At 71.0% G+C, this 24,800-nt stretch carries 24 protein-coding genes; 16 read left to right on the top strand and 8 right to left on the bottom strand.

Annotation, left to right across the window (positions count from 1 at the left end; genetic code table 11):
- Positions 1-5: 5 nt before the first annotated feature.
- The 3 genes from E4T13_RS21385 to E4T13_RS21375 all read right to left on the bottom strand — a co-directional run bounded on the left by E4T13_RS21385 (position 6) and on the right by E4T13_RS21375 (position 2,985).
- The gene (locus E4T13_RS21385) at positions 6-1,097 is read right to left on the bottom strand and encodes an efflux RND transporter periplasmic adaptor subunit (protein ID WP_137180374.1); all 1,092 of its coding nucleotides are present in this window, start codon (positions 1,095-1,097) and stop codon (positions 6-8) included.
- Between the two features lie 78 nt (positions 1,098-1,175).
- Entirely contained in the window at positions 1,176-1,805 is a 630-nt protein-coding gene (locus tag E4T13_RS21380; protein WP_137180373.1) for a TetR/AcrR family transcriptional regulator, read from the bottom strand.
- A gap of 46 nt (positions 1,806-1,851) precedes the next feature.
- On the bottom strand, positions 1,852-2,985 hold the full coding sequence (locus E4T13_RS21375) for a 2-aminoethylphosphonate--pyruvate transaminase (protein ID WP_170985133.1): 1,134 nt from the start codon (positions 2,983-2,985) through the stop codon (positions 1,852-1,854).
- A 125-nt stretch (positions 2,986-3,110) separates the two neighbouring features.
- Here E4T13_RS21375 and E4T13_RS21370 point away from each other — a divergent pair, with 125 nt between their 5' ends.
- From E4T13_RS21370 to E4T13_RS21355, 4 genes are all read left to right on the top strand, one after another.
- Positions 3,111-4,193 carry an ABC transporter ATP-binding protein gene (locus E4T13_RS21370; protein WP_137180371.1) on the top strand — a complete coding sequence of 361 codons (1,083 nt, stop codon included), beginning with the start codon at positions 3,111-3,113 and terminating at the stop codon, positions 4,191-4,193.
- Positions 4,194-4,219: 26 nt separating this feature from the next.
- Positions 4,220-5,503, top strand: coding sequence for an ABC transporter substrate-binding protein (locus tag E4T13_RS21365; RefSeq protein WP_137180370.1), 1,284 nt, complete (start codon positions 4,220-4,222; stop codon positions 5,501-5,503).
- Between the two features lie 136 nt (positions 5,504-5,639).
- Positions 5,640-6,512: a carbohydrate ABC transporter permease gene (locus E4T13_RS21360; protein WP_137180369.1), complete on the top strand. Its 873-nt coding sequence runs from the start codon at positions 5,640-5,642 to the stop codon at positions 6,510-6,512.
- Positions 6,509-7,315: a carbohydrate ABC transporter permease gene (locus E4T13_RS21355; protein ID WP_206030266.1), complete on the top strand. Its 807-nt coding sequence runs from the start codon at positions 6,509-6,511 to the stop codon at positions 7,313-7,315. Before E4T13_RS21360 ends, E4T13_RS21355 begins: the two co-directional genes overlap by 4 nt.
- Positions 7,316-7,328: 13 nt before the next feature.
- Here E4T13_RS21355 and E4T13_RS21350 read toward each other — a convergent pair whose 3' ends face one another.
- A complete protein-coding gene (locus E4T13_RS21350; protein WP_137180368.1) occupies positions 7,329-8,087 on the bottom strand; it encodes a metallophosphoesterase in 759 nt (252 codons plus the stop codon).
- Between the two features lie 129 nt (positions 8,088-8,216).
- Here E4T13_RS21350 and E4T13_RS21345 point away from each other — a divergent pair, with 129 nt between their 5' ends.
- Positions 8,217-9,188, top strand: coding sequence for a tripartite tricarboxylate transporter substrate binding protein (locus E4T13_RS21345; protein WP_137180367.1), 972 nt, complete (start codon positions 8,217-8,219; stop codon positions 9,186-9,188).
- A complete protein-coding gene (locus E4T13_RS21340; protein ID WP_137180366.1) occupies positions 9,185-10,174 on the top strand; it encodes a D-2-hydroxyacid dehydrogenase in 990 nt (329 codons plus the stop codon). Before E4T13_RS21345 ends, E4T13_RS21340 begins: the two co-directional genes overlap by 4 nt.
- Positions 10,175-10,228: 54 nt before the next feature.
- Here the strand turns inward: E4T13_RS21340 and E4T13_RS21335 are convergent, their stop codons facing one another.
- From E4T13_RS21335 to E4T13_RS21325, 3 genes are read right to left on the bottom strand one after another with little or no spacing between them, the layout of a single operon-like run.
- Positions 10,229-11,194, bottom strand: coding sequence for a tripartite tricarboxylate transporter substrate binding protein (locus tag E4T13_RS21335; RefSeq protein WP_137180365.1), 966 nt, complete (start codon positions 11,192-11,194; stop codon positions 10,229-10,231).
- Positions 11,191-12,921, bottom strand: a complete 1,731-nt coding sequence (locus tag E4T13_RS21330; protein ID WP_137180364.1) for a hydantoinase B/oxoprolinase family protein — start codon at positions 12,919-12,921, stop codon at positions 11,191-11,193. The genes E4T13_RS21335 and E4T13_RS21330 overlap by 4 nt, the downstream gene beginning before the upstream one ends.
- Positions 12,914-15,001: a hydantoinase/oxoprolinase family protein gene (locus E4T13_RS21325; protein ID WP_137180363.1), complete on the bottom strand. Its 2,088-nt coding sequence runs from the start codon at positions 14,999-15,001 to the stop codon at positions 12,914-12,916. The genes E4T13_RS21330 and E4T13_RS21325 overlap by 8 nt, the downstream gene beginning before the upstream one ends.
- A 134-nt stretch (positions 15,002-15,135) precedes the next feature.
- Here E4T13_RS21325 and E4T13_RS21320 point away from each other — a divergent pair, with 134 nt between their 5' ends.
- The 9 genes from E4T13_RS21320 to E4T13_RS21280 all read left to right on the top strand — a co-directional run bounded on the left by E4T13_RS21320 (position 15,136) and on the right by E4T13_RS21280 (position 23,288).
- Positions 15,136-16,761, top strand: coding sequence for an FAD-dependent monooxygenase (locus E4T13_RS21320; RefSeq protein ID WP_170985132.1), 1,626 nt, complete (start codon positions 15,136-15,138; stop codon positions 16,759-16,761).
- A 3-nt stretch (positions 16,762-16,764) separates the two neighbouring features.
- Positions 16,765-17,559, top strand: a complete 795-nt coding sequence (locus E4T13_RS21315; RefSeq protein WP_137180361.1) for an aspartate/glutamate racemase family protein — start codon at positions 16,765-16,767, stop codon at positions 17,557-17,559.
- Positions 17,560-17,666: 107 nt separating this feature from the next.
- Positions 17,667-18,398, top strand: coding sequence for a GntR family transcriptional regulator (locus tag E4T13_RS21310; protein ID WP_206030265.1), 732 nt, complete (start codon positions 17,667-17,669; stop codon positions 18,396-18,398).
- 25 nt (positions 18,399-18,423) lie between these two features.
- The gene (locus E4T13_RS21305) at positions 18,424-19,596 is read left to right on the top strand and encodes an ABC transporter substrate-binding protein (RefSeq protein WP_137180359.1); all 1,173 of its coding nucleotides are present in this window, start codon (positions 18,424-18,426) and stop codon (positions 19,594-19,596) included.
- Positions 19,597-19,755: 159 nt separating this feature from the next.
- Positions 19,756-20,619: a branched-chain amino acid ABC transporter permease gene (locus tag E4T13_RS21300; protein ID WP_137180358.1), complete on the top strand. Its 864-nt coding sequence runs from the start codon at positions 19,756-19,758 to the stop codon at positions 20,617-20,619.
- A complete protein-coding gene (locus tag E4T13_RS21295; protein WP_240791231.1) occupies positions 20,619-21,542 on the top strand; it encodes a branched-chain amino acid ABC transporter permease in 924 nt (307 codons plus the stop codon). Before E4T13_RS21300 ends, E4T13_RS21295 begins: the two co-directional genes overlap by 1 nt.
- The gene (locus E4T13_RS21290) at positions 21,539-22,291 is read left to right on the top strand and encodes an ABC transporter ATP-binding protein (RefSeq protein ID WP_137180356.1); all 753 of its coding nucleotides are present in this window, start codon (positions 21,539-21,541) and stop codon (positions 22,289-22,291) included. The genes E4T13_RS21295 and E4T13_RS21290 overlap by 4 nt, the downstream gene beginning before the upstream one ends.
- Complete coding sequence (locus E4T13_RS21285) at positions 22,284-23,003, top strand: ABC transporter ATP-binding protein (protein ID WP_137180355.1); 720 nt, start codon at positions 22,284-22,286, stop codon at positions 23,001-23,003. Before E4T13_RS21290 ends, E4T13_RS21285 begins: the two co-directional genes overlap by 8 nt.
- Positions 23,004-23,057: 54 nt before the next feature.
- Positions 23,058-23,288, top strand: a complete 231-nt coding sequence (locus E4T13_RS21280) for a hypothetical protein (protein ID WP_137180354.1) — start codon at positions 23,058-23,060, stop codon at positions 23,286-23,288.
- 21 nt (positions 23,289-23,309) lie between these two features.
- Here the strand turns inward: E4T13_RS21280 and E4T13_RS21275 are convergent, their stop codons facing one another.
- Positions 23,310-23,585 (bottom strand): DUF3467 domain-containing protein, encoded by a 276-nt coding sequence (locus tag E4T13_RS21275; RefSeq protein ID WP_137180353.1) that lies wholly within the window; start codon positions 23,583-23,585, stop codon positions 23,310-23,312.
- A gap of 166 nt (positions 23,586-23,751) precedes the next feature.
- On the opposite strand from E4T13_RS21275, the gene E4T13_RS21270 reads away from it, so the two are divergent.
- A complete protein-coding gene (locus E4T13_RS21270; protein WP_170985131.1) occupies positions 23,752-24,603 on the top strand; it encodes an efflux RND transporter periplasmic adaptor subunit in 852 nt (283 codons plus the stop codon).
- Positions 24,604-24,800 lie beyond the last annotated feature (197 nt).

Below are 24,800 nucleotides of genomic sequence, written 5' to 3'. Positions count from 1 at the left end.
CGCTGTCACCGCAGCGTCGCGGCGAGGCGGGTCTGCACCACGCGCACGCGGCTCGAGGGATCGAGGAGCTGCGGGCCGAGCGCCACCACCTGCTCGCCGGGACGGAGCGCGCCGGCGACCTGCACCGTCGTCTCCGACAGGCTCGCGACGCGCACGGGCACGGCCTGCACCCGGTCGCCGAGGACGCGCCAGACCATCGGGCCGGCACCGCGGTCATGCAGCGCGGCGAGGGGCAGTGTCGCCACGGGCTCTTCCGCACGGCTCAGCCGCACGGTGCCGGTCATGCCGAGCGCGACCCAGTCCGGCGCGGCGGCAAGGGCGAATCGCACGGCATAGGTGCGCAGCGAAGCATCGGCCTGCGGCGCGACTTCCCGCACGGTCGCGGTGAAGGCGGCCTCGGGGCGCGCCCAGAAGCGCACCTCCGCGGCCTCGGTCCCGGCGAGGAGGGGCAGCGCGGCTTCCGGCACGCGCACCAGCAATTCGCGCTCCGCGGGGTCGGCCAGGCGCAGCACCGGCTGGCCTTCCGGCACCACCTGCCCGGCCTCGGCCAGCATCGCCGTGACCACGCCGTCCGACGGCGCGGTCAGCGTGGCGTAGGACAGCCGGTTGCGGGCGAGGTCCAGCGCGGCGCGCGCCGAGGCGGCGCGCTCGGCGGCGGCGCGGGCGGTGGCCTGGCGCTGGTCGTCGAAGGCGGCGGCGACGTGGCCGGCGGTCAGCAGCGCGCGGGAGCGGGCGGCGTCGTTGGCGGCCTGGCGGGACTGTGCTTCCGCCGCAGCCAGGTCGGCCTCGGCGGCGCGCTGCGCCAGGGCGAGGTCGGTGGGATCGAGGCGGGCGAGCGGTTGGCCCGCGCGCACGGCCTCGCCGACCTCGACCAGCCGCTCGGCAATGCGGCCGGCGGCGCGGAAGCCGACATCCACCTCGCGCCGGGCGCGCACCACGCCGGTATAGGCGGACTCGGCGCGGGCGGGGGCGAGCACGACCTCGGCGACCTGGACCGGGCGGGCGCGGGGCGGGGTGTCGGCCTGCGCGGCGGGCCGTTCCGCGCGGCAGGCGGCGAGGAGAGGAAGCAGGAGCAGGAGGGCGGCGGCGCGCGGCATGGGAGGGGCCTCGGCGTGACGGAGGCACTGATAATGATCATGAACTGATGAAAGTCAATAATCGTCAGTTGGTAGGCGTCAGGGCCGGAGCCCTCTCAGCAGCAGCGTGATCATCGCCTCCAGATCGGCTGCCAGCTCCTCCTCGGTGCTGATCCGTCCGACGCATTCGGCGATCAGCACCGGGTGCATGAAGGCCAGCACGGCCTGCTTGATGGATTTCGCGGTGGCTTCCGGGTCCAGCCGGGCGAAGTCGCCCGCGGCCATGCCGTCCATCAGCACATGGCGGATGGCGGTGGTAACGGCGTGGATGAAGCGCTCCACCACGCCCCAATGCTCCGCCATCGCGGCGGTCACCATGTCGTGCAGGCGTCGCTCGGCGAAAAACAACGCCAGGTGGCGCCGATGCAGGGTGCGGAGCAGGTCGGCCAGGCGATCCGGAGCGGGCGCGTCGGCGCGCGCGATGGCCCAGAGCTCGGCCTCCACGCCGCCGAGCATGCGCTGGGCAATGGCCTCGTTGATCGCGGATTTGGAGGGGAAGAAGCGATAGACATTGGCCGGCGACATGCCGAGCTCGCGGGCGATGTCGGCGACCGCGGTCTTCTGGTAGCCCATCGTCCGGAACAGCTGTTCCGCCGTATCCTCGATGCGCCGCCGCGTCTCCTCCGCGGGGAGGCCGCGGCGGGCTGGGGCTTCGGTGCTGGCGCTCATGTCATGTTATATATGTCATCAGGCGTCAGGGCGCCATGAGGTTTCGTCAGTCCCCCCGGCCCATCCGCGCCACCCCCATCTCCCGCAGCGTATCCGCCATCGCGTCCAGGGCGCGGCCGATGTCCTCTTCCGTCACCACCCCGATGCACGCCAGGCGGAAGGTGTTGGCGGCGGCGAGGCGGCCGGGGAAGATGATGAAGCCGCGCGCCTTCATGCCGTCGTAGAGCTTGCGGAACGAATAGTTCGGGTCCGGCGGATCGTGGAAGGTCGCGACGATCGGCGACGCCACGTCGTCTTCCAACAGCGTCCGGAATCCCATCTGCCGCATGCCGTCCACCAGGCGGCGCCAGCTGGCGCGGAAGCGCGCCTGGCGCGCGGCGATGCCGCCCTCCTCGGCGTGTTCGCGCAGCGCCTCCGCCATGCCGAGCAGCAGATGCGTGGCCGGCGTGAAGCGGAACATCCCCGTGCGCTCCAGGTGCTGTTCCTGGTCCCAGAGGTCGAGCGTCAGGCTCGGCGCATTGCCCCGCGCGGCCTCCAGCGCGGTCTTCTTCACCACGACCCAGGCGAGGCCCGGCGGCGCCTGCAGCCCCTTGTTTGCGGAGCACACCACGGCGTCGTAGCCCAGGGCCTTCGCATCCAGTCCGAAGGCGCCGAAGGACGCGACCGCGTCGATCAGCAGCGCCACGCCGCGCCGCTTGCAGACCGCCGCGACCTCCTCGATCGGGTTGAGGATCCCGGTGGAGGTCTCGCAATGCACGAGCATGACATGGGTGATGGCCGGATCGGCCTGCAGCGCATCCTCGAATTGCTGCGCGGTGGGCGGGGTGAAGGGCGCGGTGCGGAAGCTGGTGTAGGGCACGCGGATCTTGCGCGCGATCTCCACCAGGCGGTCGCCATAGACGCCGTTGGTGTGGATCAGCAGCTTGCCATTCTCCGGCACCAGCGTGCCGATCGCGGCCTCGTTGCCCGATGTGCCGCTGCCGACGATGGGCACGGCGGCATGCGTGCCGGCACCGTTGCTCAAGGCCAGGATGTACTGCCGGCAGAAGGCGATGGCGTCGAGCATCGTCTGCTCGCCCGAGGCGTAGTCGTGCAGCATGGCACGCTTGACCCGCATGGAGAGCGTCGCCGGCCCCGGCGTCAGCATCAGCGGCTCGTCCTCGGCGCGTTCCTCGTCCATCCCGGCCCCCTCGGTGCAGCGGCGTGACGATGCCATGACATCGCCCGCCGCACCACGGGGCCGCCCCTGGTGCGGCGCAGGGGTTGCGGGTAATCCTCGGCGCCAGAGATGGCGAGTCCCACGACATGACCGGCCCCCGCGGCGCCATCCGCCTGGAGGGCATCGGCAAGGCCTTCGGCGAGACGCGCGCGCTGACGGGCGTCAGCCTTTCCGCGCCGGCGGGCAGCTTCCTTGTGCTGCTGGGCCCTTCGGGCTGCGGCAAGTCCACGTTGCTGCGCGTGATCGCGGGGCTGGAGGCGCCGACCGAGGGACGGGTGCTGCTGGAAGGCCGCGACGTCACCGCCCTGCCGCCGGCGGCGCGCGGCATCGCCATGGTGTTCCAGTCCTATGCGCTGTTCCCGCATTTGTCGGTGGCGGAGAACATCGTCTTCGGCCTGCGCGCGCGCAGCGTGAAGCGGGCGGAGCGCGAGGCGCGGCTGGATGCGACGGCGAAGCTGCTCGGGCTCGACACGCTGCTGCACCGCAGGCCGAGCCAGCTTTCCGGCGGGCAGCAGCAGCGCGTGGCGCTGGCCCGCGCCGTGGTCGCGGAAGCGCCGATCTGCCTGATGGACGAGCCACTGTCGAACCTGGACGCCAAGCTGCGCGCGGAGATGCGGCGGGAGATCCGCGCGCTGCAGCAGCGGCTGGGCATCACCATGGTCTATGTCACGCATGACCAGGCGGAGGCGATGAGCATGGCCGACCAGGTCGTGCTGCTGCGCGAGGGCCGCATCGAGCAGGATGCGACGCCGGCGCGGATGTATGCGCAGCCGGACTCGGTCTTCGCGGCGTCCTTCATCGGCACGCCGCCAATGTCGCTGCTGCGCCTGGTGGCGGGCCGCGAGGGCGCGGAGATCGCGGGCGCGCCGGGCATGGCGGTGGCGCCGCCCGAGGCGGCGGGCGCGGTGCTGGGCCTGCGGCCGGAGGAGATCGCGCTGACCGGGGAGGGCGGGCTGCCGGCGACGCTGCTCGATTCGGAGTTCCTGGGCGCCGAAACCGTGATGACCTGCGCGGTCGGCGAGGCCGGGGAACGGCTCGCCGCGCGCGTGCCGGGCAATCACGCGCTGCCCGCCGGCACCGCACTGCGCCTGCGCCTGCCGGACACGTTGCATCTGTTCGACGCCACCACCGGGAAGCGGCGCGACGTGCTGCGCGCGGCTGCCGCCTGACACCACAAGCAAGGAGGATCACGCCGATGACCATCACCCGCCGCACCACGCTCGGCCTGCTGGGAAGCGCGCCGCTGCTCGCCGCGCCATCCGTGCAGGCCCAGGCCCCGGTCGAGATCACCTTCAACTATCCGATCGCCGTCGGAGGCCCGATTCCGCGCCTGATCGACGCCTATTGCGAGGAATTCGCCCGCGCGAATCCGCGCTTCCGCGTGAAGCCGATCTATGCCGGGTCCTATCAGGACACGCTGACCAAGACGCTGACCGCGATGCGCGGCGGCGATGCGCCGCAGATCGCCTGCCTGCTGTCCACCGACATGTTCACGCTGATCGACGAGGATGCGGTGCTGGCCTGGGACGACCTGCCCGGCGTGGAGCGCGCCTGGCTGGACAGCTTCTATCCCGGCTTCCTCGAGAACAGCCGTACCGGCGGCAAGACCTGGGGCATTCCGTTCCAGCGCTCGACCGTTGTGCTCTACTGGAACAAGGAATTGTTCCGCGAGGCCGGGCTGAACCCCGACATGCCGCCGGAGAACTGGGCGCAGCAGGTGGAGTTCGCGCAGAAGCTGACGAAGCGCCAGGGCGACACCACCACGCAATGGGGCATGCAGATCCCGTCCTCGGGCTTCCCATACTGGCTGTTCCAGGCGCTGACGACGCAGAACGACGTGCGCCTGATGAACGAGGAGGGCACGCGCACCTTCTTCGCCGACCCGAAGGTGGCGGAGGCGCTGCAATACTGGGTGGACCTGGCGAACCGCTACCGCGTGCATCCGCCGGGCATCGTGGAATGGGGCACCACGCCGCGCGACTTCTTCGAGCGCAAGGTGGCGATGATGTGGACCACCACGGGCAACCTGACGAATGTGCGCCGCAACGCGCAGTTCCCCTTCGGCGTCGGCATGCTGCCGGCCGGCAAGCGGCGCGGCAGCCCGACCGGCGGCGGCAACCTCTATGTGTTCAAGTCCGCCAATCCCGCGCAGCGCGAGGCGGCGATCAGCTTCGCGCGCTTCCTGACCACGCCCGAGCGCGCGGCGCATTGGGGCATCGAGACGGGCTATGTCGCGGTGACGCCCGCGTCGTGGCAGACGCCGGCGATGCAGGCCTATGTCGCCGAATTCCCGCCGGCCGCGGTGGCGCGCGACCAGTTGCCGCATGCGGTCGCGGAGCTTTCGACGCATGAGAACCAGCGCGTGACCAAGGCGCTGAACGACAACCTGCAGGCCGCGCTGCTGGGGCGGAAGCAGGCGGGGCCGGCGATGAACGATGCGCAGCAGGAGGCGGAGCGGATCCTGCGGCGCTACCGGTAGTTTCTCGTAGCGTGAGGTCGCGCGTGCCCCCACCCCGACCCTCCCCCGCACTGCGGGGGAGGGAGGGCGAGTTGCGCAACCTGCTCCCTCTTCCGCGAAGCGGGGGAGGGCCGGGGTGGGGGCTGCGCGACGCCCGATGAAGCGCACCACCCTGCACGCCTGGCTGCTGCTCTCGCCCGCGCTGCTGCTGCTGGTGGCCTTCACGCATTACCCCGCGGTCGCGACCGTCTGGCATTCCTTCTTCTCCACGCCGCGCGGCAACCGGCCCGCGCGCTTCGTGGGCACCGAGAACTACGCCGAGCTCGCCGCCGATCCGATCTTCTGGCAGGCGCTGAGCAACAACATGATCTTCGCGGCGGCGACGATCCCGCTGTCCATCGGGCTCGCGCTGGCCATGGCGCTGTGGGTGAACGGGAAGATCCGCGGCCGCACGGCGCTGCGCATCGCCTTCTTCACACCGACCGTGCTGCCGATGATCGCGGTGGCGAACCTCTGGCTGTTCTTCTACACGCCCGATTACGGGCTGCTGGACCAGATCACGCGCGCGCTGTTCGGCTGGGGACCGACCAACTGGATCGGCGAGACGCGCACCGCGCTGGGCGCGATGATCGCGGTCGCGGTGTGGAAGGAAGCGGGCTTCTTCATGATCTTCTACCTCGCCGCGCTGCAGGCGATCCCGCCCAACCTGTACGAGGCCGCGGCGATCGAGGGAGCGTCGCGCGCGCGCGTGTTCTGGCGCGTGACGCTGCCGCTGCTGGGGCCGACCACGCTGTTCATCCTGGTCAATGCGGCGATCAACGCCTTCCGCCTGGTGGACCACATCATCGTCATGACGCGCGGCGGGCCCGACAACGCGACGACGCTGCTGCTGGTCTATGTCTACGAGCTCGGCTTCCGCTTCTGGGACACGGCGATGGCGGCGACGCTGACGGTGGTGCTGCTGCTGTTCCTGGCGGCGACCGCGGCCTTCAACTTCCTGGTCGCCGAGCGGCGGGTGCACTACCGGTGAGGGTGACGCGCGCGATCGAGACGGCCGGCGCATGGCTGCTCGGCATCATCTGGATCGCGCCGCTGCTCTATGCGCTGTGGGCGGCGTTCCACCCCAGCGCCTACACCACGCGATTCGAACTGCTGGCGCCGCTGACGCTGCAGAATTTCGCTGAGGCCTGGGATGCGGCGCCCTTCGCGCGCTACTTCCTCAACACCTTCATCCTCGTGACGATGATCCTGGCGGCGCAGCTCGTGCTGTGCACGCTGGCCGCCTTCGCCTTCGCGCGCAGCCGCTTTCCCGGCAGCGGAATCCTGTTCGGGCTGGTGCTGCTGCAACTGATGATCATGCCGGACGTGCTGCTGGTGGAGAACTACCGCACCATGCGCGACCTGGGCCTGGTGGACACGATCCTGGCGATCGGCCTGCCCTACATGGCCTCCGCCTTCGGTATCTTCCTGTTGCGCCAGACCTTCCGGCAGGTGCCGAAGGAGCTGGAGGAGGCTGCCATCGTGGAGGGCTGCGGCACGATGGCGATCCTCTGGCGCGTCTATGTGCCGCTGGCGAAGCCGACCTATCTTGCCTACGGGCTGACCTCGGTCAGCTATCACTGGAACAACTTTCTCTGGCCGCTGGTCATCACCAACACGGTTGAGACGCGGCCGCTGACGGTGGGGTTGGCCGTCTTCGCTTCCACCGACCAGGGGATCGACTGGGCAATCATTTCGGCGGCAACGCTGATGACCTCGGCGCCGCTGCTGCTGGGCTTCCTGCTGTTCCAGCGTCAGTTCGTGCAGTCGTTCATGCGCGCGGGCATCCGTTAGCCGCGGGCGCCTTTCAGTGGGGCGCGGGCATGAACCCCGTGCGCAGCACATGCGCCCAGGCCGGCGCGTTGCGTGCCTCCGCCTTGCGGGCCGCGCTCTCCCAGTCATAGGGAACGGCCAGCAGGTCCACGCGGTCGGCGCCGCCTTCGTCCAGCGTCAGCACGGCGTAGCGCGCATGCGGGGAGCGGGCCTCGGCGACGTGGGGGTTGTCGCCGCGCGTGATGCGGAAGCCGGGCAGGCCGAGCGCGCCGGGATTGACCACCAGCGGGCCGCCGGGAATGCGCACCACGCCGGATTGGTGGCTGTGGCCGCAAAGCACGATGCGCGCGCCCATGCCATCGGCGCCGAGGCGTTCCTGCACGACCGCGACGGGGGCCGGCACCAGGCGGCCGCCCACCGGCTCCTCCAGCAGGTTCTGGATGTCGTTGTGGGGCGTGGCGTGGCAGGCCAGCACGCCGGGCGCGGGCACGACGCGCTCCGGCAGGGCAAAGAGCCAGGCGCGCTGATCGGGCGTGCACTCCGCATGCGCGACCGCGTCCTGGCCCGGCTTGTGGTCCGGCCCGTGTTCCGTGATCCAGCGGTCGTGATTGCCGCGCACGGTCGGGATGGCGCGGTCCATCAGCAACGCCGTTGTCTCGCCCGGCCACATCATGCCGGATGCGCAGTCGCCGAGGCAGACGATGTGGGTGATGCCGCGGGCCGCGATGTCATCCAGCACGGCTTCCAGCGCCGCGACATTGCCGTGGATATCCGTGATGACCGCCAGCCGCATCGTCGTCTCCTTGCCGGGCCATTGTAGCGGGCGGCCGCGCGCTGGACAGGCTCCCCATTGACTTGCGCCGCAGCCAGCCGAGACTTGCGGCGGGATGCCGTCGGGCGGCCCATCGGGAAGGAAACGACCATGCAACGCCGCAAGCTTCTGCTGGCCGCCGCCGGCGCGCCGGCCCTGCTGCACGCACCCGCGCTGCGCGCGCAGAGCTTCAACCAGACCGTCCGCATCATCGTGCCCTTCGGCCCGGGCGGCACCAGCGACATCCTGGCGCGGCTGATCGCGCCCTCGCTGCAGGCGCGCATCGGGCAGAACGTCGTCGTGGAGAACCGGCCCGGCGCCGGCGGCAATATCGGCGCCGATGCGGTGGCGAAGAGCCGGCCGGACGGGCACATGATGGTGCTGCTGGACATCTCCGTCCTTGCCACCAATCCCTGGCTGTTCCCGCGCCTGCCCTTCGATGCGGAACGCGACCTGGCGCCGGTGCAGATGGTGGTCTACGCGCCCTACATCCTGGCGGTGAACAACACGCTGCCGGTGCAGAATGCGCAGGAGCTTGCGGCCTATGCGAAGGCCAATCCGGGCAAGCTGAACGCGGCCAATTCCGGGACCGGCACGCTGACGCATCTGGTGGCGCTGGCGCTCGCCTCGCATTGGGGCGGGGCGATGGAGCATGTGCCTTATCGCGGCGGCGCGCCGGCGCTGCTCTCGCTGGTGTCGAACGAATCCAACCTGACCATGGCGGGCGCGACGCAGTCGATGAACTACGTGGTGCAGAACCAGATGCGCGGCATCGCCGTGACCGGGCCGAAACGCTTCGACAATTTGCCGAACCTGCCCACCTTCCGCGAACTCGGCTGGCCGGAGCCGGATGCGGGCACCTGGCAGGGCATCCTGGTGCAGGGCCAGACGCCGCCGGCGATGGTCGCGCGGCTGGAGCAGGAGATCGCGGCGGTGCTCGCCGAGCCCGCGGTGAAGGCGCGCATCCAGCAGATCGGCGGCGAGGTGCAGGCGGATGGCGCGGCCGCCTTCCGCAACCGCCTGCGTGAACAGACGCAGAGCTACGGCCGGATCATCCGCGAGAACAACGTCAGGATCGAATGACGCGACAACATCCCCTGCGCGTCCATGCGCATGTCAGCCCGCAGGCGAACCTCGCCGACCAGTTCACCGAGGCGAAGCTGCGCGCGGCGCTGGCGCCGCTCGGTCCGCGCATCGCGCTGAGCCATGGGGGCACGGACGATGCGCTGGGGTCGGCGCTGGCCGAGGCCGAGGTGCTGTTCCTGACGGGCAGCGCGCCGTTGCACGACCTGGCCCGGCGCGCGCCGAATCTGCGCTGGATCAGCTACACCAGCGCGGGCGTGGAAGGGCTGCTGAAGCTCGACATCCCCGCGCATGTCACCCTCACCAATGCGAGCGGGACGCATGTGCCGAAGGTGGCGGAATTCGCGCTGGCCGCGGTGCTGATGCTGAACAACGCCATCCCGCACCTGGTCACGGCGCAGCGCGCGCATCGCTGGGCGCCGCGCGCCGGCGGCACGGTGACGGGAAAGACCGTGCTGATCCTCGGCATGGGCGCGCTCGGCGGCGCGGCGGCGCGCGCGCTGAAGGCGCAGGGCATGCGCGTGATCGGGAACAGCCGCTCCGGCCGCACGCACCCGGATGTGGATGTGATGACCGCGGGCGGGGACTTCCGGCGCCACCTGCCCGACGCCGACTTCCTCATCATCGCGCTGCCGCTCACGCCGGAGACGCACGGCCTGGTCGGCCGCACGGAGCTGGACGCGCTGCCGCGCCACGCGGGCGTGGTGAATATCGGCCGCGGCGAGCAGCTCGACGAAGGCGCGCTGGCCGCGAAGCTGCGCGAGGGCAGCCTGGGCGGCGCGGTGCTGGATGCGCTGACGCAGGAACCGCTGCCCGCCGACAGCCCGCTCTGGGACACGCCGAACCTGATCATCACGGCGCATTGCGGGGTGTACGACCCGACCGCCTATGGCACGCGCTGCATGGCGGCCTTCGCGCAAAACATCCAGCGCTACCTCGACGATACGCCCCTGGAACAGGTGGTCCAGCGCGACCGAGGCTACTGAAAAACGAACAAGAGAATCCGGGGACGATGATCGTCCCCGGACCCCTCCGTTCGTTCAGCCCACGGTGATGTTGGCCTCGCGGACGACCTGGCCCCAGAGGGCAATTTCGCGCTGCAACGTCTCGGACAACTCGGCCGGCGTGCTGTACAGCGCGTCGCCGCCGGCACGGGCGAGCGCGGCCTTGGTCGGCTCATGCGTCAGCGCCTCCTTCGTGGCGGCGGCCAGGCGCGCGATGATCGGCTCCGGCGTGCCGGCGGGCGCGAACACCGCGCCCCAGGTGCCGGCGACGTAGTTCGGCACGCCGGCCTCCTGCATCGTCGGCAACTCCGGCACCAGCGGATGACGCTGCGCAGCGCAGATCGCCAGCCCCTTGATCCGCCCGCCGCGCAGCTGCGGCACGAGCGAGGGCAGGCTGTCGAACATCGCGTTGATGTTGCCGGCGACGAGATCGTTCATCGCCGGCGCGCCGCCGCGATAGGGCACATGCACCAGGTTCACGCCGGCGCGCAGCTTGAACAACTCGCCGGCCAGGTGCAGCGAGCTGCCGGTGCCGCCGGAACCCCAGGTCAGCTCCCGCTGCTTCGCCAGGGCGATGAACTCCTGAACGCTGTTCACCGGCAGCGAAGGATTCACCACAAGCGCCTGTTCGATGCGGAAGGTCAGCGAGACCGGCGCGAGATCCTTCGACGGATCGAAATTCATGTCCTTGAACAGGTGCCGGTTCACCGCGACCGGCCCGTTGCTGGACAGCACCAGCGAATAGCCGTCCGGCGCGGAACGCACGATGTTCTCGATGCCAAGATTGCCGCCCGCGCCGGCACGGTTCTCCACCACCATCGGCTGGCCCAGCAGCTCCGTCATCTTCTGCGCGTAGATGCGCGCGACGATGTCGGTGCCGCCGCCGGCGGCGAAGGGCACGACGAGACGGATCGGCCGTGTAGGGTAGGCGCCCTGCGCGAGCGCCGGCGCGGGCAGCGCGGCCGCTGCGAGCAGCGTGCGGCGCGAGAGACGAAGCGTCATGACCTGTCTTCCCATCCTGCGAGAGCCTGTTGGACATGGGCCGTGCCGTAGTCGCGCTCGGCGGCCTCCCTGGAAACTTTGCCGTCATGGATGTCCGCGGCCAGCCCCTGCGGATCGCGCTGCGAGGGCGCACCGAAGCCGCCGCCGCCGGGCGTCTGGATGCGCACCGCCTCGCCGGCCGTGAGCCGCATCGCGGTGGTGGCGGTGGGCAGCGGGGCTTCCTGCGGCGTGCCGGGGCGATGGCGCAGCCGGGCGAGGCCCCCGGGCAGTCCGCCCTCGCAGCCCGGCGCGTCCGTGACATAGCCTTCGCCGCGCGCCGTCAGCAGCGATCCGTCCACTCGAGAAGAAATCTGGCGTGCCAGGCCGAGCCCGCCGCGCCAACGACCGGCACCGCCGGAATCCGCGACCAGCGCGTATTCATCCACCAGCAGCGGATACTCGATCTCCAGCGCCTCCGCCGGCAGGTTGGACGAGTTCACCGTGTGCACCTGCGCGGCGTCCGCGCCATCCGCGCCGCAGGTCGCGCCGATGCCGCCGGCGAGCGTCTCGAGATACACGTAAGGACCGCCATTGCGCCGCTCCCCGGCGACCAGCAGCAGCGGCACGGAATCATGGCTCATCGCCATGCGCCGCTCCGGCGGCACGGCGCGGTTCATCGCGTCGAAGATCGCGCCGGATGCGCGGTTGCAGGTGATGGCGCGCACCGCGGTCGCCGCGGGAAAGCGCGGGTTCAGGATGCTGCCCTCGGGCGCCGTCAGGCGCACGGTCTCGAACAAGCCGCTGTTGGCCGGCAGGTCGGGATCGAGCAGCGCCTTCACCGCGTAGTAGCAGGTTGCTTCCAGCGCCACGCCCGCGACATTCATCGCCCCGCGCGCCTGGGGCGCCGAGCCTTCGAAATCCAGCAGCAGGTCGCTGCCCTTCACGGCCACGCGCACGGCAAGCCTGATCTTCTCGCCCCCCGGCACGCCGTCGGAATCCATCCAGCGCTCGCCATGCCATTCGCCATCGGGCATGGCGGCGATGCGCGCGCGCAGGCGCCGCGCGGTGTAGGCGATGAGGTCGTCGATCGCGCGTTCCACCGCCTCGATGCCGTCCGCCGCCACCAGGCGCAGCATCAGGTCGGCGCCGCGGCGGTTCACCGCGATCTGCGCGCGGAGATCGAGCGTGCGCTCCACCGGCTCGCGCGAGTTGTGCGCGATCATCCGCAGCAGATCCTCGTCTACCTCGCCTTGGCGCGCGATGCGCATCACTGGGATGCGCAGCCCTTCCTCGAAGATCGAACGCGCCGCCTGCGACATGGAGCCGGGATAGGGGCCGCCCACATCGGAATGGTGGCCCGTGTTCACCGCGAAAAACGCCACGCGCCCCTCGAAGAAGATCGGCGTAACGATGGTGATGTCCGGCTGGTGCGTGCCGCGCGCGAGGAACACGTCGTTGCAGACGAAGGCGTCGCCATCCTTCATCGCCTCGACCGGCGTGTGTTCCAGCACGCTGCGCACGGCGCCGAGCAGCGATCCCAGATGCAGCGGCATATGCGCGGCCTGCGCGATGCAGCGACCCTTCGCGTCGAACATGCCGACCGAGCAGTCCTTGCGCTCCTTGATGTTGGTGGAGAAGGAGGCGCGGATCAGGATGTGGCCCATCTCCTCGGTGATGGAGAGCAGGCGGTTGGCGAAGACCTCCATCGCCACCGGGTCGGCGGCGGGGGTCGGGTTCGTGTCAGGCATGGGCCAGCGCCTCCTGCGATGCGGCGCTGCGGGCGGTCTGGCGCAGCACGATGTTCCCCTCGGCATCCAGTTCCACAAGCTGGCCGGGGAAGGCGACGGTGGTGGCGCTCATTTCCTCGATTACCGCGGGGCCGGTCAGGCGCGCGCCGGCGGGGAGGCGGTCGCGGTCATAGACCGGCGTGTCGCGCCAGCCGATCTCGCGGTCAAAATAGACCTGGCGCGCGCCGATCCGCGCGGCCTCCGGCGAGCCCTCCTGCGGCGGCGGTTCCGGCGCGCCGCGCGGCACGCGGCCCAGCGCGGTGAGGCGGCAATTCACCAGCTCCACGGTGCGGCCGGGAATGGCGTAGCCATAGGTGCGCTCATGCTCCGCCGCGAAGGCATCCATCAACGCGGGCAGGTCCATGCCGCCTTCGGGCAGCTTGACCCGAACCTCGAAATTCTGCCCGTCGTAGCGCAGGTCCACCGCGCAGCTGGCGTCGCGCTGCGACTGCGGCACGCCTTCGCCCTCCAGCCAGGCTTGCGCGTCGCGCTCCATCTCCGCGAACAGCGCGGCGGCGTTGGACCAGCTTGCCTCGTCCAGCGGCGCGATGGCAGTGCGGACGAAATCCAGCGCGATGTCCGCCAGCAGGATGCCGCGCGCGCACATGGTGCCGGGCTCGCGCGGCACGACGACGACGGGGATGCCGCATTCGGCGGCGACTTCCGTCGCGTGCAGCGGGCCGGCGCCGCCATAGGCGAAGAGCGCGAAGCGTTCCGGCGCATAGCCGCGCTCCGTCGTCACGCCGCGGATCGCGCGGCCCATATTCGCGACGGCCACGCGGATGATGCCGAGCGCCGCTTCCTCCACGCTCAGGCGCAGCGGCGTCGCGATCTTCTCCTCCACCGCGCGCCGCGCCGCCGCCGCATCCACCGGCATTGCTCCGCGCAGCAGGGCGATGGGATCGAGCCGGCCGAGCACGATGTTCGCATCCGTCAGCGTCGGTTCCGTGCCGCCCTTGCCATAGGCCACCGGTCCCGGATGCGCGCCAACGCTGCGCGGCCCTACCTTCAGCGCGCCGCCGGCATCGATGAAGGCGACGCTGCCGCCGCCCGCGCCGATCACGTCGATGCCGATCGCCGGCACCTTCACCGGATGCCCCGCGACGTCGCGCGAGGAGGTGGAGGTCGGCGCGCCATCCGCGATCACCGAAACATCGGTGGAAGTGCCGCCGACATCGAAAGTGACGACATTCGGAAATCCCGCCGCGCCCGCGACCACCGCCGCGCCGATCACGCCGGCGGCCGGGCCGGAGAGGCAGGTGCGCACCGGCGCCGCGCCGGCCGTCGCCACCGACATCAGCCCGCCATTCGAATGCACGGTGTAGGGGCCCGGCGCGATGCCCGAGCCCTTCAGCCGCGCCTGCAGCTTGTCGAGGTAGCGCGCCATGCGCGGGCCGACATAGGCGTTCATCACGGTGGTGGAGAAGCGGTCGAACTCACGGAATTCCGGCAGCACCTCGGCCGAGATCGAGAGATACGCCTCGGGCGCGATGCGTTGCAGCACGCGCTTCGCCGCCGCCTCGTGCCGCGGGTCGCGCCAGGCATGCAGGAAGCCGACGGCGATCGCCTCCACGCCCTGCGCCAGCAGCGCGCGCGCGGCCTGCTCCACCTCGGCCTCGTCCAGCGCCTGCAGCACGGTGCCTTCGGCGGCCAGGCGTTCCGCGATCTCGATGCGGCGGCGGCGCGGCACCAGCGGCTCCGGGCGCTTCACCGTATAGTCGTAGAGATGCGGGCGCGTCTGGCGGCCGATCTCCAGCACGTCGCGGAAGCCTTTCGTCGTCAGCAACCCGGTGCGCGCGCCGCGGCGCTCGATCACCATGTTGGTCGCGACCGTCGTGCCGTGGCCGAGGAACACCACCTCCGCCGCCGCGCCTTGCGCCCGGGCGAGCAGGCCGATGATGCCGGTCTCGATGGCTTCCGAGGGATCGTGCGGCGTCGAGGGCACCTTGTGGAAGGTGATGCGGCCCGTCGCCTCGTCCACAAGGGCAAGGTCGGTGAAGGTTCCGCCGACATCGAGGCCGATCCGCAGCCTTCTTGCCATCTGCGCACATCCCAAACCGTGACGCGCGAGCCTTGCATTGCGGGGCGGGTGCGTCGAGACGGAAGATGCCGTCCGGAGCCGATTGTCGGCATGCGATACGCTGGCTACCCTCGGGTCAACAGGTGGAGATGCCGATGCCGCGACGTGTGCCGGTACTGATCGCCGGCGGCGGGCCGGTGGGGCTGACGCTCGGCATCGACCTGGCGCATCGCGGCGTGCCCTCGCTGCTGGTGGAGCCGCGGCACGGCCCGACGCAGCATCCGAAGGCGACGCTACTCGGCGCACGCTCGATGGAGCTGTTCCGGCGCTGGGGGCTGGACGAGCAGGTCTACGAAGCCTGCATGCCGCAGAACGATGCCTACTACATCGTCTTCTGCGACCGCCTGGCGGGGCATGAGATCCACCGCTTCGCCTCGCCCCCGGTAGCGCGCATCCGCGCGCGCGATCCGGAAGCGGCGGCGCGATGGCGCGAACTGGCCTGGTCGCCCTATGGCAAGACGCAGATCGGGCAGCAGGCGCTGGAGCCGGTGCTGCTGCGCCACGCGCAGGGTCTGTCGCCGCTGACGATGCGCCATGGCTGGCGCCTCGCGGCCTTCGAGGATCGCGGCGACCATGTGCTGGCGACGCTGGAGGACGAGGCCGGCGCGACCGAGCAGGTGGAGGCGGAGTACCTGGTCGGCTGCGACGGCGGCGCGTCGCTGGTACGCAAGACGCTTGGCGTACCCATGGTCGGGCGCGGGCGGATGCGCAGCAATCTCTCCTTCCTGTTCCGCAGCGCCGATTTCCTGCGCGCGCATGGGAAGGGGCTGGCGAACCTGTATTTCTGCTTCACGCCCGGCTGCTACGGCGTCTTCACCGCGATCGACGGGCGGGAGCTGTGGAACTACCAGTTCTACTGGGCCGATCCCGCGCGGGAGGGCGCCGACGACCCCGCCACCGTCCTGCACGCCGCCATGGGCGCGCGCTTTGAGTTCGAGCTGGTCGGCACCACGCATTGGCATCATCACCAGTCCGTCGCGGCGGAGTGGCGACGCGGGCGCGTGTTCCTTGCCGGCGACGCAGCGCATCTGTTCGTCCCCACCGGCGGCGTCGGCATGAACACCGGCATCGGCGACGCCTGCGACCTCGCCTGGAAGTTGTCGGCCATTCGCGAAGGCTGGGCGGGCGATAAGCTGCTGGACAGCTACGAGGCCGAGCGCAAGCCGGTGGCGATCCGCAACTCCATCATCTCCGCGACCAACTCCGACCGCATCGACATGGTGATGGCGGAAACGCCCGCCTGGATCGGCGAGGACAGCGAACGCGGCGCGGCATCACGCGCGCGGCTCAAGCAGCGGATCGCCTGGATGTCGCGGCAGTTCAACAGCGCGGGCGTGCATCTCGGCTACCGCTACGCGGACAGCCCGGCGATCGTCCCGGACGGCACCTACGAGCCGCCCGACGATCCGAACCAGGTGGTGCCCTCCACCTGGCCCGGCAGCCGCTTCCCGCATGCCTGGCTGCCGGATGGGCGCAGCACGCTGGACCTGCTCGGCTCCGGCTTTTCGCTCATTGGCGCCGGCATGGACGCTGAGGCGCCGCGGCTTCTGGCCGCGCTGCGCGACGCAGGCGTGCCCGTGAACACGCAGCGCTGCGACGCCGCCGTGCTGGAAGGGCCGCGCCTCATTCTGGTGCGGCCGGACGGGCATGTGGGATGGCGCGGCACGGCCGATCCGGCGGAGCCGCGGCCAATCGTCGCACGGCTGACGGGAAGGGATTGAGCCATGGCGGTGGAATACGCTCCGCGCGGCCTGCTCGGCGTGCTGACGCCGCAGGCGAACACCACGGTGGAGCCGGAATTCGCGGCGCTGCTGCCGCCCGGCACGGCGATGCTGAACGCGCGCATGACCAGCACGAAGCCCACCATCATCGCGCGGCTGCTGGACTACCTCGCCTCGCTCGAGGCCTGGTCGGACCAGTTCGCCAACGCCCCCATCGGCGCCATCGCCTTCGCCTGCACCGGCGCCTCGTATTTCGCCGGCGTGGCGGAGGAGGAGGCAGCGGTCGCGCGCATCACCGCCGCGCGCGGCGTGCCCTTCGTCACTGCCGGCCATGCGGTGCGCGACGCCTTCCATGCGCTCGGCGCAAAGCGCATTGGCCTGGTCAGCCCCTATCCGCAGGACCTGACGGAGGCCGGCATCGCCTATTTCACCGCGCTCGGCTTCGAGGTTGCGCGTGTCTCCGGCAGCGCCCTGCAGGACGGCGTGTTCCATCCGATCTATGCGATGAGCGGAGAAGGCGCGCACCAGGCGCTGCTGGCGCTGGATCCGACCGGGCTGGATGCGATCGCAATGCTCGGCACGGGCATGCCGACGCTGCTGCCGATCAGCCGCACCCCCTTCCACGGCGGCGTGCCGGTGCTGTCCTGCATGCTGGCGCTGGCGTGGCGCAGCCAATGCGCGCTGGATGGCGTGGAGCCGGACTGGGACACCCTGCTCGCCTGGGTGCGCGGCGAGGGCTGGGCGGCGCGCCATGCTGCGCGCGCGAAGCCGCAGGGAAGCGCCGGCTCGCCGCTCTGAACCGCCTTGCATGCAGCGAAGCGGCGATGGTATGCGCCGCGATGCAGCAGGGAGGTTGCGATGCGCGCCGGGCGGAACAGCCAGGCCGGGCCGGGGGTTCGTCGCCGGTGGCGGTGAGCGGCCAGGCGGCGCGCGCGCTGATCGAGCTGCGCTCCCGCATCTTCACCGGCCGCCTGCGCGCCGGCGAGCGCCTGGCGGAGATCCCGCTGGCCGAGGCGCTGGGCATGTCGCGCACGCCGGTGCGGCTGGCGCTGTCGGAATTGCAGGCGGAAGGGCTGACGGTGCCGGCGCCGGGCGGCGGCTTCGCCGTGCGCGCCTTCACCGCGCGCGAGATCGACGACGCCATCGCGGTGCGCGCGCAGCTGGAAGGCATGGCGGCGCGGCTGGTGGCCGAGCATGGCGTGCCGCGCGGCCTCTCGCGGCGGCTGCATGATGCGCTGGACCAGGGCGATGCGGCACTGGCGCGTGGCGTACTGGATGCCGAGGCGACCGACGCCTACGTCGCGATGAACGGCACGCTGCATGCAGCCATCGTGGAGGCTGCCGGCAATGCTGCGCTGAGCCGCGCGCTCGCTCTGGTGCAGGCGCTGCCCTTCGCCAGCGCCTCCGCCCTCGTGCCGAGCCCGGCCAGCGCGCCGCAGCGCCTGCGCCTGCTGACTTTCGCGCATCAGCAGCATCACCTGCTGGTCGAGGCGCTGGAGGCGGGGCAGGGCAGCCGCGCCGAGGCGCTGGCACGCGAACACGCGGACAATGCACGCCGCAACCTGCGGCTGATCCTGGAATCCGGCGAGGCGGAGGGACCCGCGGCGCTGATCGCCCGCGGCGCCGATGCCGCGTGACCGGATCGGAATGGGAGGACACCAGATGACCCACCTGACCCTGACGCGCCGCGGGCTTGGCGCGGTCGCACTGGCGCTTGGCGCGCCTTCCGTGGCGCGCGCGCAGTCCGGCGTGTTCCGCATCGGCCTGATCCTGCCGATGACCGGCCCCTTCGCCAGCACCGGGCGGCAGATCGAAGCCGCGGTGCGCGCCTATCTGCGCCAGCATGGCGAGAGCTTCGGCGGGCGGCGGGTGGAAATCCTGCTGCGCGACGACACCGGCACCCAGCCCGACGTGACCCGCCGCCTGGCGCAGGAACTGGTGGTGCGGGAACGCGTGAAGGCGCTGGCGGGCTTCGGGCTGACGCCGCTGGCGCTCGCCGCGGCGCCGATCGCGACGGAAGCCAAGGTGCCGATGGTGGTGATGGCGGCGGCGACCAGCATCATCCCCAGCCGCTCGCCCTTCATCCTGCGCACCAGCTTCACCCTGCCGCAGGCGACCAAGCCCATGGCGCAATGGGCCGCGCGCAACGGCATCCGCAGCGCGGTGACGATGGTGACGGATTACGCCCCCGGCCTGGATGCCGAGAAGGCGTTCAAGGAGCAGTTCACCGCCGATGGCGGCCAGGTGACGGCGGAACTGCGCACGCCGCTGCGCAACCCGGACTACGCGCCCTTCCTGCAGCGCGTGCGGGACGCGGCGCCGCAGGGGCTGTTCATCTTCGTTCCCTCGGGCGAGGGCGCGGCGGTGATGAAGCAGTTCGCCGAGCGCGGCCTGGCGCAGGCGGGCGTGAGGCCCATCGGCACCGGCGACGTGCTGGACGACGATATCCTGAACGACATGGGCGACCCCGTGCTGGGCATGGTGACCGCGCACCACTATTCCGCCGCGCATGACAGCGCGGAGAACCGCGCCTTCCTGGAGGCCTTCCGCGGCATCGCGCCGAATGCGCGCCCGAACTTCATGGCGGCCGGCGGTTATGACGGCGTCCACCTGATCGCGGAGATGCTGAAGCGCACGGGTGGCAGCGACGACGGTGAGAAGCTGGTCGCCGCGGCGAAGGGCCTTTCCTGGACCAGCCCGCGCGGGCCGGTGACGATCGAGGCCGACACGCGCGACATCCGCCAGGACATGTACATCCGCCGGGCGGAGCGCCGCGACGGGCAGATCTGGAACATCGAGTTCGACACCATCGCACAGGTGCGGCCGAACATCTGAGCGCCGGCATGGCCGCCGGAACCGCGAACCAGGCGCCCCGCGCAGCGGGGCGAGCCGCCGAAGGGCGGCCGCGGCACGTGCCGCGAAGCCAAGCCGGACGAATGTCCGGCGCCCGGCGTCTGAGGGGCGTTCATGCGACAGCATGAACGCACGGCTTGAATGGCCGCTTTCTTCTCGGTCTTCCTCGATGGCGTGGCGAGCGGCATGCTGCTGTTCGTCCTCGCCGTCGGGCTCTCGGTCACGCTCGGCCTGATGAATGTCGTCAACCTCGCGCATGGCGCCTTCGGCATGGTCGGCGGCTATGTCTGCGTGGTGCTGCTGAACGACGCCGGCGTGCCGTTCCTTCTGGCGGTGGCCGCGGCGGTGGTCGCGGCGGCGGCGCTGGGCTGGGTGCTGGAACGCACGCTTTATGTGCGCATCTACCGCAGCGACCATCTGGAGCAGGTGCTGTTCTCGATCGGGCTGGTGTTCATCCTGGGCGCCGTCGTGGACTGGTTCATGGGCGCGCGGCAGCAGCTGATCCAGTTGCCGGAGTGGCTCTCCGGGCGGGTGGAATTCGCCGGCGTCGGGCTCGGGCGCTACCGGATCTTCCTGATCCTGCTCTGCGGCGCGGTGGTGGCGGCGCTGCATTTCGGCCTGGTGCGCACGCGCTTCGGCGCGCGGCTGCGCGCGGCGGTGGATGACGGCGTCGTCGCGCGCGCGATGGGCCTGCCGGTGCCGCGGATCTTCACGCTGACCTTCACGCTCGGCTCGGCCCTCGCGGGGCTTGGCGGCGCGCTGGGGGTGGAGGTGCTGGGCCTCGATCCGACCTTTCCGCTGAAATACATGGTCTACTTCCTCATCGTCGTGGCGGTGGGCGGCACCAACACGGTGATGGGGCCGTTCCTGGCGGCGATGCTGCTGGGCGTGGTGGACGTGCTGGGCAAATACTACGTGCCGCAGGTCGGCGCCTTCGTGATCTACACGGCCATGGTCGTGCTGCTGCTGCTGCGCCCGCAGGGGCTGCTGAAGAAGGCGGCATAGTGCGCGCGCTGCTGCATGGGCTGCCCTGGGTCGCGGCGGTCGGCGCCTACTTCGCCTTTCCGGAATTCCTGCCGCTGCTGTCGGGCATTGCCATCGCGGCGCTGTTCGCGCTGTCGCTCGACATCCTCGTCGGCTATGCCGGCGTCGTGACGCTGGGGCATGCGGCGTTCTTCGGCCTTGGCGCCTACACCGCCGGCATCCTGGCGCAGCAGGGTTGGGGGGAGCCGATCAGCGGCTTGTTGCTGGCGATGGGTGCCGCCGCGCTGCTCGGCGCGGTGACCGCGCCGCTGGTGCTTCGCGCGGGGGATCTCGCGGGGCTGATGGTGACGCTCGGCATCTCGCTGATGCTGTACGAGGCCGCGAACAAGGCGGCCTTCGTCACCGGCGGCGCGGACGGGTTGCAGGGTGTCGAGGTCTGGCCGGTGCTGGGCATCTGGCGCTTCGACCTGTGGGGCCGCACCGCCTATCTCTACAGCCTCGCGGTGCTTTTCCTTCTTTTCCTCCTGGCGATGCTGATCGTGCGCTCGCCCTTCGGGCTGTCGCTGCGCGGCATCCGCGGCAATGCGCGGCGTGCGGCAGCGCTCGGCGTGCCGGTGAAGCGGCGGCTGGCGGCGGCCTATGCGATCGCGGCGGCCTATGCCGGCGCGGCGGGCGCGCTGCTGGCGCAAACCACGCAATTCGCCTCGCTCGATGCGCTGTCCTTCCAGCGCTCTGCCGAGGGGCTGCTGATGCTGGTGCTGGGCGGGCTCGGCAGCCTGTATGGCGCGCTGCTCGGCGCCACGGCCTTCACGCTGGCGCATCACGCGCTGTCGGAAGCCAGCCCGCAATTCTGGCAGTTCTGGTTCGGCGTCGCGCTGGTGGTCGTCGCGCTGGCCGGGCGCGGCGGCCTGGTCGGGCTGGGCAGGCGGCTGCTGCGGCGATGAGCGTGCTGGCGACCACCGGCCTCACGCGGCATTTTGGCGGCTTCACCGCGGTGGACGGCGTGGATTTCGCGCTGGAACCGGGCGCGCGGCATGCGCTGATCGGGCCGAACGGCGCGGGCAAGACCACCTTCGTCAACCTGCTCTCCGGCGCGCTGGCGCCGAGCGCCGGGCGCATCGCCCTGCTCGGCGAGGACATCACCGCGCTGCCGCAGCATGCCCGCGTGGCGCGCGGCCTCGCGCGCACCTTCCAGGTCAACCAGCTGGTTCCGGAATTCACGCCGGAAGAAGCCGTGACCTTCGCCGTCGCCGAACGGCTCGGCCTCGGCACCACCTGGTGGCGGACGCTGCGCGGCATGGCGCAGCCGCGGGAGGAGGCGGCGCGGCTGCTGGACCGTCTGGCCTTCCCGGAAGCCGAGCGCCGGCGGGCGACCTCCGAACTGCCCTATGGCCGGCAGCGCCTGCTGGAGATCGCGCTGGCGCTCGCCTTGCAGCCGCGCGTGCTGCTGCTGGACGAACCCGCCGCCGGCGTGCCGCCCGCCGAAAGCCGGGAGGTGATGGCCGCCATCGCCGCGCTGCCGCGCGAGGTCGCGGTGCTGCTGATCGAGCACGACATGGACCTGGTGTTCCGCTTCGCCGAGCGCATCACGGTGCTCGCGCTGGGCGCAGTGCTCGCGGAAGGCCCGCCCGATGCGATCGCGCGCGATCCGCGCGTGCGCGAGGCCTATCTCGGCGAGGACGCGCATGGCTGAGAGGCTGCTCGCGCTCGAAAACGTCTCGGCCGGCTGGGGCGAGGGCGTCGTGCTGGAGGATGTTGCGCTGACGCTGGGGGAAGGCGAGGCGTTGGCGCTGCTCGGGCGCAACGGCGCGGGCAAGTCCACGCTGATCGCGACCCTGATGGGCGTGGCGCGGCAGCGCGCGGGCAGCATCCGCTTCGCCGGCGCGGTGCTGGACCGCCTGCCGCCGGAACGCCGCGCGGCGGCCGGCCTCGGCTGGGTACCGCAGGAGCGCAACGTGTTCCGTTCGTTGACGGTGGAGGAGAACCTCACCGCGGTGGCGCGGCCCGGGCGCTGGACGCTCGCGGCGGTGTACGAGCTGTTCCCGCGCCTGTCGGAGCGCCGCGGCAATCTCGGCAGCCAGCTTTCTGGCGGGGAGCAGCAGATGCTGGCCGTGGCGCGCGCGCTGATGCTGAACCCGCGCCTGCTGCTGCTGGACGAGCCGCTGGAAGGCCTCGCGCCCGTCATCGTGCAGGCGCTGCTGGCGGCCATCCGGCGCATCGTGCGGGAGGAAGGCATGGCCGCGATCATCGTGGAGCAGCACGCCCGCCAGATCCTGCCGGTGACCGATCGTGCGGTGATCCTGGAACGCGGGCGCGTCGTGCATGCGGGGGAGTCGGCCGCGCTGCTGCGCGACGCCGCGGCGCTGGAGCGGCATCTCGGCGTCGCCGCCGGCCAGCCCTCTTGACCCGGTGGGGCGGACCGGGATTTACGCGCGGCAGGAACAGGAGAGCGTGACGCGATGAGCCAGGCCGGGCCGTACTATCTGCGTTGGCGTCCCGCCGGGACGGCGGCGCCGGAACTCGAGCGCTTCGACGACCTCGACACCGCGCTGGATGCGGTGGAGGCGCGCTGGGCCGCACTGCGCGAGCAGGCGCCGCAGATCCTGGACGGGCGCAAGGTGCTGATCCTCAGCACGGCCGAATTGCAGGGCGAGTTCGACGCCGCCCCGGACGCCGCGCCGGAGGCCTGATCCGCGCGGCCTGCGGCGCGGCTACAGCGTGCCGTGCCGCGATTCATGCTCCGACATCAGGCGGGTCAGCAGGTCGTGGAAGCGCTTGGCGGCGACCGGGCTCATGATGATGCGGTGCAGCAGCTGCACGTCCATGGGCCCGCCGCCCTGCTGCTGCTGCAGGTCCCAGTTCTGGTTGACGCCGAAGGTGAGCACCACTTCCTCCCGCGTGCTGGTGGCGCTGCAGACGTTGCAGTAGCTGCTCTTCAGCTGCGAGGTGTCGAGCTTCATCTCCGGCTGGGTCGGCGGCTGGGCCATGGCGGTGCTCCTCGTGCCGCGGGATCGCGGCCGGTGCTTCGGCCGTCAACGCGGGGTTGCGCGGACGATATCGGGCGCGACCAGGGGCGGCAAGAAGCCGGCGCGGACCCGTTGCCTTTCCCACGCGAAGCCTGATGCTAGGCCGCGTCACGACCGGGCGGGGATGATGACGAACAAGCGGGTTGTCAGGCACCTGCGCTGCGTCGCGCCGTTGCTGCTTCTGTTTGCCCTGGGCGGCACGGCCGGGGCGCAGCCGGCACCCTCGCTCCGCGACGGCGCGTTCGACTGCCTGATGGATGCCGCGCAGCGCGTGAAGCTCGGCGCCTCCGTCACCGGCCTGATCCGGTCGGTGAATGTCGGGCGCGGCGACGTGGTGCGGCGCGGCGATGTGGTGGCGCAGCTCGCCTCGGAGGTGGAGGAGGCGAACCTGGCGCTGGCGCGGGTGCGCGCCGAGAATGACGCGCCGGTGGCCAGTGCGGAACAACGCGCCGAGTATGCCGAGCGCCGTGCCGGCAGGCTCCAGCGCCTGCGCGCCAGCGCCGCCGTCAGCGAGCGCGAGTATGACGAGGCAGCGACCGAGGCGCGGGTGGCGGCGCTGACGCTGCGCGACGCCCGCATGAACCTGGAAGCCGCGCGGGCGGAACTGCTGCGGGCGGAGGAACAGGTGGCGCAGCGACGCATCCTGAGCCCGGTGGACGGGATCGTGGTGGAGCGCCACCTGGCCGGCGGCGAATACATGCACGAGCAGGCGCAGCTTCTGACCCTGGCACAGATCGACCCGATCCATGTCGAGGTGTTCCTGCCCGTCGCCTTCTACGGCCAGATCGCAACCGGCGATGTTGCGACGGTGCTGCCTGAAGCGCCCGTGGGCGGGGAGCATGCGGCGCGGGTTTCCGTGGTGGACCGCGTGATGGATGCGGCGAGTGGCACCTTCGGTGTGCGGCTGCTGCTGCCGAACCCGGACCTTGCCCTGCCCGCCGGCCTGCGTTGCCGGATCCGTTTCCGCGCGCCTGGCTGAAATCGCCGTAACTTTTCGGAAATGATAAGCATCCGGGCCATGCGCATGCACCCGGCACTGGCACATGCCGAAATTCGACAAAAAACATCATGTGAACACCGGCTTGTTCGGTTGACGATTCTTTGACGGCAGGTTTCTCTCTGCAGTTGAAGAACGTGTCGCCGGATTTGGCTCTCGGGTGCAACCGACGCCAGAAT

Source organism: Roseomonas sp. AR75 (genome assembly GCF_005222815.1).
Classification (GTDB): Bacteria; Pseudomonadota; Alphaproteobacteria; order Acetobacterales; family Acetobacteraceae; genus Falsiroseomonas.
This window is presented reverse-complemented; position numbering and strand designations above follow the sequence as displayed.

Coding starts and splice junctions, on each gene's coding strand:
- E4T13_RS21375 (WP_170985133.1), bottom strand. CDS start 2,985: ATGGACGAGGAACGCGCCGAGGACGAGCCGCTGATGCTGACGCCGGGG.
- E4T13_RS21300 (WP_137180358.1), top strand. CDS start 19,756: ATGGCCGCTTTCTTCTCGGTCTTCCTCGATGGCGTGGCGAGCGGCATG.
- E4T13_RS21275 (WP_137180353.1), bottom strand. CDS start 23,585: ATGGCCCAGCCGCCGACCCAGCCGGAGATGAAGCTCGACACCTCGCAG.
- E4T13_RS21380 (WP_137180373.1), bottom strand. CDS start 1,805: ATGAGCGCCAGCACCGAAGCCCCAGCCCGCCGCGGCCTCCCCGCGGAG.
- E4T13_RS21320 (WP_170985132.1), top strand. CDS start 15,136: ATGCCGCGACGTGTGCCGGTACTGATCGCCGGCGGCGGGCCGGTGGGG.
- E4T13_RS21330 (WP_137180364.1), bottom strand. CDS start 12,921: ATGCCTGACACGAACCCGACCCCCGCCGCCGACCCGGTGGCGATGGAG.
- E4T13_RS21315 (WP_137180361.1), top strand. CDS start 16,765: ATGGCGGTGGAATACGCTCCGCGCGGCCTGCTCGGCGTGCTGACGCCG.
- E4T13_RS21280 (WP_137180354.1), top strand. CDS start 23,058: ATGAGCCAGGCCGGGCCGTACTATCTGCGTTGGCGTCCCGCCGGGACG.
- E4T13_RS21350 (WP_137180368.1), bottom strand. CDS start 8,087: ATGCGGCTGGCGGTCATCACGGATATCCACGGCAATGTCGCGGCGCTG.
- E4T13_RS21370 (WP_137180371.1), top strand. CDS start 3,111: ATGACCGGCCCCCGCGGCGCCATCCGCCTGGAGGGCATCGGCAAGGCC.
- E4T13_RS21385 (WP_137180374.1), bottom strand. CDS start 1,097: ATGCCGCGCGCCGCCGCCCTCCTGCTCCTGCTTCCTCTCCTCGCCGCC.
- E4T13_RS21285 (WP_137180355.1), top strand. CDS start 22,284: ATGGCTGAGAGGCTGCTCGCGCTCGAAAACGTCTCGGCCGGCTGGGGC.
- E4T13_RS21340 (WP_137180366.1), top strand. CDS start 9,185: ATGACGCGACAACATCCCCTGCGCGTCCATGCGCATGTCAGCCCGCAG.
- E4T13_RS21360 (WP_137180369.1), top strand. CDS start 5,640: ATGAAGCGCACCACCCTGCACGCCTGGCTGCTGCTCTCGCCCGCGCTG.
- E4T13_RS21365 (WP_137180370.1), top strand. CDS start 4,220: ATGACCATCACCCGCCGCACCACGCTCGGCCTGCTGGGAAGCGCGCCG.
- E4T13_RS21305 (WP_137180359.1), top strand. CDS start 18,424: ATGACCCACCTGACCCTGACGCGCCGCGGGCTTGGCGCGGTCGCACTG.
- E4T13_RS21335 (WP_137180365.1), bottom strand. CDS start 11,194: ATGACGCTTCGTCTCTCGCGCCGCACGCTGCTCGCAGCGGCCGCGCTG.
- E4T13_RS21270 (WP_170985131.1), top strand. CDS start 23,752: ATGACGAACAAGCGGGTTGTCAGGCACCTGCGCTGCGTCGCGCCGTTG.
- E4T13_RS21345 (WP_137180367.1), top strand. CDS start 8,217: ATGCAACGCCGCAAGCTTCTGCTGGCCGCCGCCGGCGCGCCGGCCCTG.
- E4T13_RS21325 (WP_137180363.1), bottom strand. CDS start 15,001: ATGGCAAGAAGGCTGCGGATCGGCCTCGATGTCGGCGGAACCTTCACC.
- E4T13_RS21290 (WP_137180356.1), top strand. CDS start 21,539: ATGAGCGTGCTGGCGACCACCGGCCTCACGCGGCATTTTGGCGGCTTC.